The sequence below is a fragment of the Velocimicrobium porci genome, assembly GCF_009696045.1.
Classification (GTDB): Bacteria; Bacillota; Clostridia; order Lachnospirales; family Lachnospiraceae; genus Velocimicrobium; species Velocimicrobium porci.
In genome coordinates this window covers 20,670-34,611 of the sequence record NZ_VUMT01000009.1, presented here as the reverse complement: position 1 = coordinate 34,611, position 13,942 = coordinate 20,670, and the positions used below count along the sequence as shown (strand labels likewise).

Annotated in this window: 18 protein-coding genes; 1 reads left to right on the top strand and 17 read right to left on the bottom strand. The window is 31.6% G+C overall.

The window, feature by feature from the left end:
- Nucleotides 1–20: 20 nt before the first annotated feature.
- The 14 genes from FYJ58_RS07445 to FYJ58_RS07385 all read right to left on the bottom strand — a co-directional run bounded on the left by FYJ58_RS07445 (nt 21) and on the right by FYJ58_RS07385 (nt 9,261).
- Nucleotides 21–659, bottom strand: a complete 639-nt coding sequence (locus FYJ58_RS07445) for a hypothetical protein (RefSeq protein ID WP_154519113.1) — start codon at nt 657–659, stop codon at nt 21–23.
- 273 nt (nt 660–932) lie between these two features.
- Nucleotides 933–1,277 carry a hypothetical protein gene (locus tag FYJ58_RS07440; RefSeq protein WP_154519112.1) on the bottom strand — a complete coding sequence of 115 codons (345 nt, stop codon included), beginning with the start codon at nt 1,275–1,277 and terminating at the stop codon, nt 933–935.
- A gap of 227 nt (nt 1,278–1,504) precedes the next feature.
- The gene (locus tag FYJ58_RS07435) at nt 1,505–3,079 is read right to left on the bottom strand and encodes a DNA helicase (protein ID WP_154519111.1); all 1,575 of its coding nucleotides are present in this window, start codon (nt 3,077–3,079) and stop codon (nt 1,505–1,507) included.
- Between the two features lie 4 nt (nt 3,080–3,083).
- Nucleotides 3,084–3,248, bottom strand: coding sequence for a DUF5659 domain-containing protein (locus FYJ58_RS15355; protein ID WP_408647375.1), 165 nt, complete (start codon nt 3,246–3,248; stop codon nt 3,084–3,086).
- Between the two features lie 44 nt (nt 3,249–3,292).
- Nucleotides 3,293–3,655, bottom strand: coding sequence for a hypothetical protein (locus FYJ58_RS07430; protein WP_154519110.1), 363 nt, complete (start codon nt 3,653–3,655; stop codon nt 3,293–3,295).
- 212 nt (nt 3,656–3,867) lie between these two features.
- A complete protein-coding gene (locus FYJ58_RS07425; protein ID WP_154519109.1) occupies nt 3,868–4,284 on the bottom strand; it encodes a hypothetical protein in 417 nt (138 codons plus the stop codon).
- A 28-nt stretch (nt 4,285–4,312) separates the two neighbouring features.
- On the bottom strand, nt 4,313–4,951 hold the full coding sequence (locus tag FYJ58_RS07420) for a hypothetical protein (protein WP_154519108.1): 639 nt from the start codon (nt 4,949–4,951) through the stop codon (nt 4,313–4,315).
- Between the two features lie 56 nt (nt 4,952–5,007).
- The gene (locus tag FYJ58_RS07415) at nt 5,008–5,475 is read right to left on the bottom strand and encodes a hypothetical protein (protein WP_154519107.1); all 468 of its coding nucleotides are present in this window, start codon (nt 5,473–5,475) and stop codon (nt 5,008–5,010) included.
- A gap of 18 nt (nt 5,476–5,493) precedes the next feature.
- Nucleotides 5,494–5,910, bottom strand: coding sequence for a hypothetical protein (locus tag FYJ58_RS07410; RefSeq protein ID WP_154519106.1), 417 nt, complete (start codon nt 5,908–5,910; stop codon nt 5,494–5,496).
- Nucleotides 5,911–5,996: 86 nt separating this feature from the next.
- On the bottom strand, nt 5,997–6,509 hold the full coding sequence (locus FYJ58_RS07405; RefSeq protein WP_154519105.1) for a hypothetical protein: 513 nt from the start codon (nt 6,507–6,509) through the stop codon (nt 5,997–5,999).
- 81 nt (nt 6,510–6,590) lie between these two features.
- The gene (locus FYJ58_RS07400; protein WP_154519104.1) at nt 6,591–7,310 is read right to left on the bottom strand and encodes a hypothetical protein; all 720 of its coding nucleotides are present in this window, start codon (nt 7,308–7,310) and stop codon (nt 6,591–6,593) included.
- Nucleotides 7,311–7,396: 86 nt separating this feature from the next.
- Nucleotides 7,397–7,846, bottom strand: coding sequence for a hypothetical protein (locus FYJ58_RS07395; RefSeq protein WP_154519103.1), 450 nt, complete (start codon nt 7,844–7,846; stop codon nt 7,397–7,399).
- A gap of 103 nt (nt 7,847–7,949) precedes the next feature.
- A complete protein-coding gene (locus FYJ58_RS07390; RefSeq protein WP_154519102.1) occupies nt 7,950–9,002 on the bottom strand; it encodes a tubulin-like doman-containing protein in 1,053 nt (350 codons plus the stop codon).
- Nucleotides 8,995–9,261: a hypothetical protein gene (locus FYJ58_RS07385; protein ID WP_154519101.1), complete on the bottom strand. Its 267-nt coding sequence runs from the start codon at nt 9,259–9,261 to the stop codon at nt 8,995–8,997. Before FYJ58_RS07385 ends, FYJ58_RS07390 begins: the two co-directional genes overlap by 8 nt.
- 709 nt (nt 9,262–9,970) lie before the next feature.
- Between FYJ58_RS07385 and FYJ58_RS07380 the strand changes: the two genes are divergently transcribed.
- Complete coding sequence (locus tag FYJ58_RS07380) at nt 9,971–11,053, top strand: helix-turn-helix domain-containing protein (protein WP_154519100.1); 1,083 nt, start codon at nt 9,971–9,973, stop codon at nt 11,051–11,053.
- Nucleotides 11,054–11,247: 194 nt separating this feature from the next.
- Here the strand turns inward: FYJ58_RS07380 and FYJ58_RS07375 are convergent, their stop codons facing one another.
- The 3 genes from FYJ58_RS07375 to FYJ58_RS07365 all read right to left on the bottom strand — a co-directional run bounded on the left by FYJ58_RS07375 (nt 11,248) and on the right by FYJ58_RS07365 (nt 13,942).
- Nucleotides 11,248–12,090: a hypothetical protein gene (locus FYJ58_RS07375; protein ID WP_154519099.1), complete on the bottom strand. Its 843-nt coding sequence runs from the start codon at nt 12,088–12,090 to the stop codon at nt 11,248–11,250.
- Nucleotides 12,091–12,331: 241 nt separating this feature from the next.
- Nucleotides 12,332–12,568 carry a hypothetical protein gene (locus tag FYJ58_RS07370; RefSeq protein WP_154519098.1) on the bottom strand — a complete coding sequence of 79 codons (237 nt, stop codon included), beginning with the start codon at nt 12,566–12,568 and terminating at the stop codon, nt 12,332–12,334.
- 906 nt (nt 12,569–13,474) lie between these two features.
- The gene (locus FYJ58_RS07365) at nt 13,475–13,942 is read right to left on the bottom strand and encodes a hypothetical protein (protein ID WP_154519097.1); all 468 of its coding nucleotides are present in this window, start codon (nt 13,940–13,942) and stop codon (nt 13,475–13,477) included.

Genomic DNA, 13,942 nt, shown 5'->3' with positions numbered 1-13,942 from the left:
CCATATAATATTTATTCTCTTTATCTTGCTATCTCAATCTTCATTTCTGGAACATCGTTTCTGTTTAGTAATTCATTTTCAGGAATTTCGCTAATATCACCTTTGAAACTCTTACAACGAATTTTGAATTTGGTAAAAATAAAATTCAGGTTTTGATAATAAGTTATTTTCCCATCTTTCCCCTCAATTTTCAGATATTTATATCCTTTTGAACGGATTTCATCTCTACGAGCTTCTAACTTTATAAGTTCATCATCTGCCCATTTATCCAACTCTTCCAATGTATCAAATCGTGGTTGTGGTACACCTTTATATCCGACAACCATATATTTATTTTGCTCAATAGTTGCAAAAGTCGAATGTCCTAACTTTTTTATCTTGTCCTGAACTCCCTTATCAACAAGATTTTCTCTATCCTTTTGCTTTTTTACATTCATTTCATGTCTTACACGCTCTTGTGCTTTTCGACCTCTAACCGCTTTATCAGGTGATTTATGCAATTTATTTGTATTACAACTGAATCTATTCCCTTTTTTATTTTCAAGGATCACCTTATTTTTACTTACAATTTCAACTAATACTCCACTTGTATAACTTGTAGGACATCCTCTTTGTGGTAAATAATATGTTTTTCCTATTCTCAATTTTTCTATCTTCATATAATCTTTTCTCCTTCCATCGTGAAAAATTGCAGATTTATTTTTCCTCAAAATAGGGAGTGCTTATCATCGGATGCCCGATTAGGGCAGACGATTATACTCTCTTTTTTGAGATAAGAAAAATCAATGTGATTCATATTTTGAACTAATTAGTTTACGCACGAATATAACAACTAATCTGCTCCAATTCCAAATTAATCACTAAATCAATCCAATAAAGTATTTGTGTAGGCAGAGCCGGAACAAATACTGTTGTGCAAAGCACCCATTATATTATTCAATCCAATAAGAATTTGAAACAATAATCTCTCTTATCTGATTACATACCTTCTTAGTTGGTATATTCTTCTCTTTTACATTTGCAACCGATTCTTTGATATCATCAAGTGACATATTACAATCTCTCATTAGAAAATCTACGAATGGTTTTCTATAGGCAATCAATTCATCCAGTTCTAACTTGAAATTGTTATATCCAACATTTCTGTACTGCTTTTCTTTATATGCTAATTGATTTATTTTATCCTCAAACTTAGCAATACAATTAATTACATATTCAACTGCCAATGTATTGTTATGAAGTTTCTCTTCCATCTTTAATCTGTAACTTTTGTCCATAATCTTTTACCTCTTTGTTTTAGTGAGTGCATACGCAAATATTTTTGTTCCACCCCACAAGGGGGGTTACACAAAAATAATATATGAATCTATTTTTAGTAGTTTTACCAAAAACATCTTGACTACCCTTTTTAAGCGATTTCTCTATTATAAGCTTTACGCCCAAATAGGGTAGTCAAAATAAATATATCAGTCCCATCAATAGGATTAACCGCCCTCAAAAAAGTTTAAAACGGAACAATTTTCCATGCACTTTTATATACTTTTTTCTTCTTATTTCCATTTTCATCTTGAATATATCTAGTTGTAGAAAACTCTTTTATCCGATATTCAATTTCTCTTTCTTCAAGCACCTTATTCAAAGTCCCTGCTTTCTTTAATAATTTGCCGTCTTGTTTTGCATTAATTTTTTTAATCAGTTCACTTCTATCTCTCAATTGCAATAAAACCACTTCATCATGAACCATTTTTCTCAAATAATCTTCTAATTCGTATTCTTCATTAATCATTCTATATGTATAACTCCCTGTTTCTTCATCAATAAATCCAAATGTTGCTGCTAAATACTTGCAATAACCAAATTTCCCATATTTTTCAAGCATAAGTGAATAATCTGCAATGTCTTCTTTCTTTTTAAAATACATAGGCTCATTAATAACTTTTGTATATGAATTAGGAATAATATTTCCATTTTCATCTTTCATCAGATCATCATACAGAATATTATTTATGTCGTTTTGCATAGGATATTTTTCTATTAGCTTTTCCACTGAATATCCATTTTGCATATAGAAGTCAGCCATTTCGATTTTTTGTTCCATGCTTCTTTTTAATCCTGCTAACTTCTGATTGTTGATAATTTTGATATATATGCTAACCTTATCTTCTTCATTTTGTATTCTTTTTCTTCCCATGCATTGAATCAAAGAACCTATGTCAACAATATCTATCACAATATGCTTAACATCTGTATCAATAATATTTATTCCAGCATCAAAACACGACGTAGTAATCAAAAACTGTTCCTCAAATCGTTGGTTCATTAAAATTTGCTTGATTTTATCTTTGTCCACATATTCATAATACTTGCTGTTATTTGAGCTACAATTAAAGACACAATACTTTTTATATTTTGAATAAAGCTTATAAGCTTTTTCTGCTGATTGAATAAAAAATATTCCTTTATCTCCTTTTTTAATTCCCTCTTTCAAGAACTCTTCCATAGTTACATCTTTGTGGAAGAAAGTAAGTTCTCTTATAAAAGAAAAGTCAAAAGGTATCTCATATTCTATTGCATCTTCTAATTTATTGTCCTTAATATATTTTTTCATATATCTTGCCATGTGTTCACCTGTTGCTGACATAAAAACATGAATAGAATCTGTATTACTCATGATCATCTTGAACGATACAGCAGTTTTGTTATTAAAACTACTGTCATTGAAAAAATAATGAAATTCATCACATACCACAAACATATAATCCGACAAATTAAATTTATTTGTATTATGTAACTTGCTGTATTCCAGTGATTGATATGTAATTACTTCAATTACATCAGCTTTTCCATCTGTATCAATCTCATATTTAAATTGCTCTACACAATTTGATCTGTGTATCAGCATTAAAATTTTCCCATGTGTTTTCTTCGCAATATCATATAAAGTATTTTTACAGAAATAGCTCTTACCTGCTCCCATTGGGGAAGAAATCAGAACATTATTGTTAGGCTTCCATTTTGAAATATCTTCAGGTTTAATTATGTCTGTAACTCGTGTTTTTTCTCGCTTGCTATTTGCCATACAATCACGCTTTCTTATGGAACTTCGCCATCGTATTGTGCAAATCAGCAGTATCTTCAAAGAAAAATACTTTAAATCTGGAATCCTTCTCGCTATCCTCAACTTTTAAAATCTTATGTCCGTTATTGCATAACCAATTGGTCATTGAAAGTGAACGTACTATGTACATTTGTGTTTTGTTATTATTACTCGTAATAAATCACTCCTCCTTCGCTAATCTACAATCACGCAAGGGTATATAATCCCTTGTATATACTTCTCCATCTGCTTCTTTGACATATTGTTTAATAACTGCTTGCTTACTTTTGTAGGCTTCCGTTCCCAAATAATTTGCGGTTTCTGTTCCGAAAATATCTTTTCAATATTTAACTCGAATGGATACCTCAAACTAACAGACTCATACACCTTTGAAATACTTTCGGGCTTATGTATTTTATTTACCAGTTCATCAGTGAAATCATCAAGAGAGTATCCATTTAGTTCGTCATCTACAACCTTTCCTGCCATAACGATAAGTTTCTCATTATCATAGCCAGTTTCGACTATCATAAAATCTTTTAGATCACTCTTTTTCAATCTCATTCCTCCAATCTAATACTCTTTATAGGCACACCACCATAAAGCAATGTGCCTGTTATTCCGTTCATATGTAGTAATCAGTATCTTCACTGACAGATAAAGGAACATAACAATATGAACTGTAACCAATCTCTTCACTGGTAGGTTGCGTAACTCTCACCATTGCAACAATATTCTCTGTCATAAATGGAAAATTCCATCTATTGCCCTTATAAATCTACCTTCCTTATTACATTCTCCAAATCATTCTTATCCACACCATCATTTACAACCATCTCAACAGTAATGCAATCATTACAATAGCTACTCATATTACCGATATAGACTTTCAAATCATTTCCTATCAATTCATACTTGAAATCAATCGAATCTGCGAAAACACCAGATTCCATATAAAAATCCAAGTCGTTCTTGAATTGTTCGGGTGTAATTGTCTTAGTTTCGTGGTCATCCTTCGATTCCACCTTTGCATTTATAACTGTGAGTAAATTCTGATCGAGTGCCTTCTGAAGATTTGTTGCTGTTGTGTTTTTAGTACCAATTCCCATATATATGTATTCTCCTAAATTCCATCTTTGAATCCAAAAATTCTTTAATGGTGCAAAGATTTTTACTTTATCTATCACATTTATCCTTTCCAACTGATTTTTGTGCTTAACAAGTCAATAACTGGCTTTTAGTGTCCAAATAGGTATAATCTTCGCCTTCAATCATAGCAATTACCTTATTAACAAAGTGAGTAGACAATAGCACATCAATATTCTTTCCATATGTCATAAGACTTCCAATATTCTTAACTTCAAGTTCTGGATAGTTTTTTACTAAACTATGATCTATAGGAGTATGAAAAGAGCATTTTCCAAAATCATAAAACAAGTAATAATGCGTATATGGCAACATTACATCATCAAAACATACATATTCATTCGTTTCTCGGTTGAAAAAGTGTCCCGAATATACAACATCATCAATTGTATAATTTGTTTCATATCCTACTTCATAGTCATATATTCTTACACGTTTTGTCTGTGTTTCTGCATGAATACAATCGGGTGTAAATAATGAAAGGATTTTTTCTTTTTGAGAATAATATTCTTCCTTTTTCTTACGATACTTTTCTTCTGTATCGTACTTGTCGGTATAGTAATGGTTTCTGTTTTTATCCCTATATTCCCTTTCCTTATCCCGACAATTCTTTGCTCTCTTATTAACACTAAACAAGCAATCCACAAGCATTTCCGTTGTTAAAATTTTATTTTTAAGATTTTTCGAATACTCTTTTGGTGTTTCCATTTGATTTCATCTCCTATTCTACTGGCAGTGTATCTGAGAATACACCGCCATATGTTCTATTGTCCTACCAACTCAGCTACCCGATTTTTCATAGCTTTCTGCAATTCATAAATCTGCTCATGTGATATTGTCTCTTCTGACAAGATATTTGTAAGTAACTGCTTATCAACATTACCAGTGTTAATGATATCCTCAAATATCTTCCAATAACTGCGACACAAATTTTCCCAATGATATGAAGTCATATCAAGATTATCCAGAAATTCTTTTGTCGTTAGCTTGACATCATCTACACCTTCCATAGAGTAATACTTGATATTTCCGTCAGATGTCTCTGTAAATGTATCTAAAATCTCTTGTTCTGCTTTCCAATCTTCACAGAACTGTTCTGCATTACTTTCTGTATCTGCAAGATTATTACTTTTCAGATAATCAAGATATTCCAGCTCTATCACCTGGAAATCTGATTCTGAAACAAATACACCTGTTACCTCTTTTAGTCTGTCTAAACTTAAATTTGTCATAACTACTTGTACTCCTCATTATTCAATAAATCCTACGCTTACAACGTTTCTGCAACCGCTTAAACTCGCATCTTCTGGCAGCATATAAATATTGATTATCTTCTCTGATGGAAATTCAAACCAATCATCAGGATTATCGACTTTCTCAATCGCTTCAATCCTTTTAATATCAATCATCAGGCTACTGTTCATCTCTTGCGGAAATAATTTCGTTCCATCCTCTTTTTCGCCTATCGGCTTGCGAGTTGAATTATCAAAACATAACAATGTACTGTTTCTTAATGCTCTGCATTGCGTAAAATACAAGTCACAAAATTCAATGCCTGTGTTTTTGTGGCTACTATCGTCCAGATTTCCACTGTTGAGATGAATCTGATAGCCCCTTTCTGTTTTGTTGTGTTCATTTAATTCTGACATTAAATCTAAAAGTTCCATGTATAAATCCTCCTGTATTTCTTATGTTTTATTTGGTAGGCAGTTTCCAAAAAAGAAACCGCCTATATGTTGTTGATTATTTATTGCTATTCAAGCGACAATAGCAGACCATTAATCATTTCAGCGAATCCTTTTCCACACTCAACTGTTTTAGCTTTTGTATATACAAGCATTTCTTCCAACACTGTATCTACAAATTCTACGATTTCATCAAAATCAACATTCAGCTTATCTTTTATAGTCTGAGTGACTGTTAACCGATTATTTGCGGCATATTCTGCCATTTCATATGCTTTGATTTTTGTTACATCAAACCAGTGATAGATTACATCTATGACCTTTACAATCGTTTCGCAATCAGATATTGTATATCCCATATTGCTAAATGCCTGAATATATCCTGCCTTTTCCATTTCTGATAAATGGAATTCTGAATCCGCTTTCTTTTCGTCCAAAAGCATATTTGCAGTTACTCTGACACTATTCTTCTTTAGGAATTTGATAGCATTTAAAACCTTCTCAATAGCTTCATCAAAGGTGTAATCCTTTCTTTCCTCAAATAAATACTGTTTCCAATCTTCTCTTACTTCTCTGTTCATTTTAAAAATCCTCCATTTCTTGTGTACTTTTATTTACAAGGCAGTATCTGGATGATACCGCCTATGGTTACTATTCTCTCTTTAGAATCTCAGACAAACCATTTCTCCATTTGTAAATGTGATATTATAATCACGCAATCCCATCTGTGGTACTAAATCAGCATTGCTCATCCAAATTCTTTCGATAGATTCATTTGAAATGTTCATCCTTGACTTGTCTACATAATGAGTAGCAAACCACGCACTTATAGCATTAGCGACTTCTTCCTTTCCATCATCTGATAACTGAGACCATCTGTCCCCAATCTGCGAAATAATTTCATTGCGGTTATCATCTGCATCAAAGTCTATATTGAAGCCGTATTTTTCAAATGTATCATATGCATTATCACTTTCTGTATCCTCATAATAATAGTGATTGAATGTAACAATTGCCTTCCCATTTTCACAATCCTTAATGTCGAAATGGTCAAAAAATACTTCCCAATATGTTTCTTTGCTGAATCTCTGAACTCTGATACCAAATTCAGAATCTTCTAAATACAGCTTGTCCAACTGTTTTAAGAAATCATCCCATGTAATTTTCCCTGAACCACTTCTATCCTTTACAAAGCGTACATAGTTCCTAATAATATTTTCACCCACTTCATCATCACCAGATTTCAATAGTTCCATGATTTCAGGTATGTATTTTTCATCCATTGTCAGATTATCAAAATCCAACACATCCTCTAACTGCTTTCTATCCATACCCTTTTTGTCAAAATACCCTGTAATTGTCATAATCTGTTTGCTTGTCATAATCAAATCCTCCATTTTTCTTTGTAATAATTTATTTTTTTCATATCAGTGAGCAGTCATTGACCACCCACTGTATAATTCTCTTTTTAAACAACATCTGTTCTAACTAATGCACCACTTCTCATAAAGCTATCAATAGTGATGTATCCAAATTCGGATGAATCAGGATTATCTAAATTAAATACATACGACATGATGTTATTGTTACTTTCAAGTCTTTCACTTTCCCAATCTTCTTTATCACTACTTACATAAAGCAACGATAGAAGTTTTCCATGTGCCGTAATTGATTCAATAGCATGATATACAATGCAATCTGAATGTTTCGCCTCGAAATCTTTTACAGCCTTCTCATAATTTTTGTCATAGGATATAGTATCAATGCTTCCCATGAATCCACCTGCTGTAAGATAACTGTAATACACCTTACCTTCATTGAAATACTTCAAAACGTTTGGATTAAGATTACACTTTTCAATAAGTGTCTTGATTCTGTTAATTGCTTCCTCTTTGATTTCTACCTTTGTTGCTACCATAATTGTTCTCTCCTTTGCGTTTATTTTTTTTGATATATCAGTGAGCAACCTATCAGTTACCCACTGTATCATTCTCTATTCATTGATTTTCTTTGACATACTTTTATAAAAACTCACTCAAAATATCCAAACTTGATACTTTTTCTTCCTTTACAGGTTTACTATTCGTTTCAAAAGTTCCGAGAAAATCCATATCATCATCATCGAAAAGACTGTCATTTGCTGCGTCTATTCCCTTTTTAATGATTTCTGCATTTGTCTGTGCCATTGATTTAATCTCATTTAATCTCGTTTTTGGTAATGTCAAGCCAGCAAGCATACAGACATTAGATGGTGCATTAGTTCCTATATAGGTATCAATAGGTGTACCGACTTGTGAATAAATTTCATCAAGTTCTACATTAGTATTGCAACTCATGATTCCCATATAACGAATGACTTTATTCTGTTCCATTGGTGCATAAATGTTATTACCTACCAGTGAAACAAGTAACTTATCTGAATTGTCTTTACCCAGCTTAGATAAGATAGCCATTCCAGGTGTTGCAAGAAGATTATCAATCTCGCTCCTATCTAAGCATCCATAATCACCACCGTTTTCATTAGCTAATAATGCGTCTAAATGCGTGAAGAAAATTTCGTTAATCTTCATTTTGTCTTTATTCTTTGAATTATCCAAAATAAATGTTGCCCCTATACAATCTAACTTCTCTAATTCCTGAAAAAGTTCTACTGTATTTGCATATGATTGGAAATTCTCTGATTTATCTGGAAGCACTGTAACAATACAGATATTGATTCCAAGCTGTTTACTAAGAATCTTTGCGACAGCCGCAAGCATTCCAGATCCTGTTCCACCGGCAGAAGAAGCACAGATGAACAATGTTGTAATCGCTGGCATTTTTGAACGTACTTCATCAATCAACTCTTCCAGATTCTCTTTTAATAATGCCTTTGACTTCTTTCTGTTTTTATGGCATCCATGTCCATTCCGAAAATGCAATTTATTTTTAGCATCTCTTGTTGCTAAATCCTCTATTGAACTATTTGCTACAACACACGGATAGTTTGCTTCCTCAAATTTTCTGGTTACATTTCCTCCAAATTGTCCAATTCCCAAAAATCCATAAAAATTTATGTACTCTTTTCTATACATTCTCGTTTCCCTCCTTCTTTACTGGTAAAATTTCAAGTGCTTTAGTAGTAGCAAAGTATGTTTTCGCTCTACCTGCTTTCACACCTTCTTCGATAAGACCTTTTACCTGCATTTCTTTTACCTTCTTGTGAATCGTATTGTGCTTACTGACCTTTTCAAATGATGATATCTCACTGATTGTAAGTGCATGAACTTTATCAGTAGCATTTCTCTTCTTCAAGATTCCAAGAATTGTGTATGAACATCTACTTAGTTCCACAAAATCACTCCTTCCTTATTCTATTGTTTTAAATAATTATCATTAGTTTCATAAACTTTGATATGAAAAGTAAAAATATATAGGCTTCATTCAGCCCTATACTTGTACTTCTCTTTATTTAATATGACTTTTTCTAAAAATGGGTGCAAACAACAAACACCTTGCCTACATTCCTGGCAAAATGACTTGCATCCATTACAACATTTACGTTGCCATTGCTTTTTGTGAATTATTTGTTATTCCTCCTTTGAATCCGATTGCTTGGTTAATAATTACTTCTATTTTTGATTGGAATTTTACACGGTGACTACCGTAAGAATTTTGTGATTGCAAGAAACAATCAAATTTGCTATAATATGAATTGCATTATTACATATGTACAGCTTATCTTTTGGTATGTTGTGCAAAATTTTTTTTACATATTGTAAGAAGTACGCCAATACTTACTTACACTTGAAAGTCCAGTGTCGCCAAACATTGGGCTTTCTTTTTTATTACAAAAATAATTATATATCGAACGCCCGTTCGTGTCAAGATATAATTCCTTTGATATGCTCTATCTTATCACTATATGTACATATTGTCAACATCTATTTTGTATATGTACATATTTTATTCACCAACATCGAATAGACGTTCAGACTTTACATATTTGCATTTGCTATATATAATTTGTACATATAAGATTGCATATAAAGAAGGTGTAAAAGTGTTTCCTGATAAGATTAAGATTACAGATGATTTAATAAAACTGATTGTTGATACTAGAAAAGAATATAATCTGACTGCATATCAGTTATCGGAGAAAATCGGAAAAAATAAATCATGGCTGCCTAATATAGAAAATAAGCGTACCAAGAATATATCAAGAGAAGATCTTATAATACTGTTCAAAGATTTTGCAAAAGATAAAGGTATGGATGCAGAAGAATTTGTTATCAAATACTTATCTCCTACTGCTACTGTTGAATTGGACAATAATGTTACTGTTCCTAATCATTATTTGCAATCTTCTATGGGTATATTTTCACCAAACCATGATAATTTGCATATATCCGATGAAGAACGCATAAAAAGAGTTTCATATTATATTGAAGATAAACCATATGAAATTGATTTAATGCGTCTGAAAAAAGATTTGAAAGATTTATCTGACACAATTATAGATGAATTTAGTTATTGTAAAACATCAAATGATAGAAGCAATATTATTAGTTTGGTAAAAACAATGAGAGTAAACTTTCAAGGCGAATTTGCGTATGCTCAAAAATTATATCAAATTCCTTTATTTCATGGTGACGCTGAAATGTGTTTTGGTAAAACTGTTGGAGAGGATTATTTAAAGCATACCAATAGCAATATTGAAAGATTTTCTTCTAAACAAAAATTGTTATATGCATATGCTGATGTATGTAGTGATATAAATTTTGAAGAAGGCAATTACAATTTATTTCTTGATTTGATGCTCGTAGATGAAAAAACAGATAGTGATAAATTAGATGATATTCTATTTGGATTTGAGAGCTTTATATATAAACTGCATGAATATCTATTATCCGCAAAAAATGAAGCAATAACTAATAATCATTCATGTAGCATAGATTTTATTCCATTATTTGAGCATATTATTAAATCCATGAGAGATTTTATCAATAATATAAAATTGGATTATTGTTTTGAATATTCAATACCAGAACAGAATACCGATATTGATGAATTGATTAAAAAATGTTTGGAAATAAATAATATCACATATGGTATAAAGCAAGCTATTCGCAATAAAAAACAGTAATTTACAGATAAAATTCTTGTTTTAAGTGGTATGAAAATAAGTGTGATTTTTTACCCATTTGGGAGGAAATATGTGCATATATGAGCGTGTTTCTTCTATTATGAAATGCGAGACTGATAGGACGGACTATTTTATAAGCCGTCCTATTTTATTTAAACTTCATAAAAATCAGATTTTCATCGGATTAAAACATATCATTCAAAATCATATATATTAATTTGTCTGTCCCAATGAGTGTGTCGTGTTTTTTCTATATACTGAATTATCCGCTTATTATTAGAAAACATATTTAATATAGTTACAATGATTTTAGGTAACTTTGACCATATCTTTACCATTTTCATATCTGCCTTAATTTCGTCAGATAATTTGTTGATATATTCATAACAATTTTCGTCTATTCTTCTAGGGAATCCATTTACAGCATATCCTCCTTCATCATCTGTAAAGACAATTTCTGCTCCCATATAAGAATAACTAATTTGAGTGATGCCAAAATCTTCATAGAATTTATCTACTGCAAGACACTTCTCCCTCTTCTCAAAATCACAATACATAGGTGTGACATTGGCATTTATATATTCTGCTCCTACAAGCATAGCTGTTAATGTTCTGTGGTTTCCGTCACTTGTCAGATAATATTCATCTTCTTCTGTGTAATATTCCATTTCCACAGGAAAGACATTCTTATAGGATTCTCGCAATTCTTCTAATGACATTTTGTTTATGAAATTTAAGCATGAATGAAATCGTGTTGGTTCACGTTTTCCATCTTCCATAGTCCTTACATTATCAAATACACTTTCTCCAACTGTTCCTCGGCTCGTTCCAATAACTCTTGATAATGGCACAAGTCTTTTCTCTCGCTCCCATTTACCAGATTTAATATATTCTGAATTATAGTATCTTCCCTTATCATATTGTAATTTCTTTTGTTTCATTCTCTCAATGTGTTCAGCTTCTACCCCTTTATCCAAAAGAAATCCTTCTAAATCGCCATCGAAAGTATAAACTCTATTTCCGTTATCTATGTACATATATAATGCTCCTTTGTTGGATGAGAATATTATAACTATCCGTAGTATATGAGAATAACTGTTGTTACTAATATAATGGCAGCTGGAATTAAGCCTATCAAAATACCATTACGGAAGGAATGCTTATTATTCTCTGTTAATGTGTTATTTATCTTTTGAAGATTAGTATTGATATTTCTCTGATCCTCCAATTCCAATAATTGCTTATCAATAACCTTATTCTGCGTGGTAATTTGAGCATTTAATTTTTTATTTTCATATTCCAGACGTTCCAATTCGTTTGTTGATTTTTTAATTCGTCCTGCATTGAATCCAATCTATCTGTGATAAATTTAAAACGTTCTTCTGGTGTCTGTATCTTGGGAAATTCAGTTTTCACAACATTAAACATTTGTGCTTGATGTTGAATAGCAGAATTGAATTGTTTTAATTGTTCTGGCGATATTTGTTTGTCTTGTATTGGTGTAAATTTATCCATTAGTATTACCTACTTCCATGTATGATATGAATATTGTACCATTTTTTATGTTCATGTGAAATAATGGAATAATATTTTTTCTACATAATTATAATTATGTGGCGTTTTCACATGATACTTTTCCATATATCATCGAACGACAATTTTAAAAATTCAAATTTTTAAATCAAACCGACAAAACACTTGTAAAATAAGGCTTTTCGACACTTTACACCAGTAATCACACAGAAACACGCTGAGTAGGCTTGCACAGAGTTCTATAGAAACCTACTAAACCACTATGAAATACAGAGAACACGAACCAATAATCGAATACCCTAAATATAGGGTATTTTTAATCATTTAACGCAAATCCTTATAAATCAATACTTTCCACAGATGTATGGAAAACCCTTATAAATTAGGCATTTCCAGACATTGTAATCATTATTGAATACTCTTTGAATGGTCTTGTACCGAACTTGATACTAAAATCACATTTTAATACCATCTCGGCAGCAGTCTAATTTGATATAATCCTTGAAAAGCCTTGTAAAATCAATATTTTTAGGACTTTTAACATCTCCACACCAAACCCCTATCGAAGTCAATAAATTATCCTATTCCTGAATATTTTTCCATGTTTTCATATCGTTTTACTAGAAAACAAGCATAAAAATAGAAGAAGCCATAGCCGAAACTATGACTTCCCCATCAATCAATCAAATATATCTTAGGTAGCTTTCACTACTAGATACCAAAATTAACAAATCTATTATATCACTTAACTTGTTATCTTTCCATATGTAAATGTTAAAAAATTATACTGCTACTTCTACGTATGTATCATCTGCGACTTTCTCACAAGACATAACTATCTGTCTTTCCGAAAAACAATTCGTTACAACATTCTGGACTATCTTCATCCTACACTCTAATACCTCCATCCGCATCCTGAATAATCCATGCGTCAGGTGTTGTATTGTGATAATCAAGAATAAAGAAATCATATTGCTCTGTCTCATTTGATTTCAACGCAAACTTTCCTTCAAAGTAATTTTGAAATCCGACTTTATTATCTGGATTAGTTTCCTTTCTATGTAATACCGGCACAGGTGGGGCATATTCAACAGGAACTTCCACAAGTATACCATTTTCTTCTGCGTACTGCTTATTATCTGCATTGATATAATCCCATGCTTCTTGTTCTGTATCAAAAAACTTAAATCCTTCATGTCGTGCTACACTTAATCCATTTACAATCTGATTAGTCATATAGACTGCAAAACCTGTTTCCATTCCAGGCTGATACTTTGTCGCTCTTACTGGCTTAGACTGGTAAACCTTTGCATTTCTTTTAAATAAGTCATTCAATATGAATCTTTGTGAATCCAT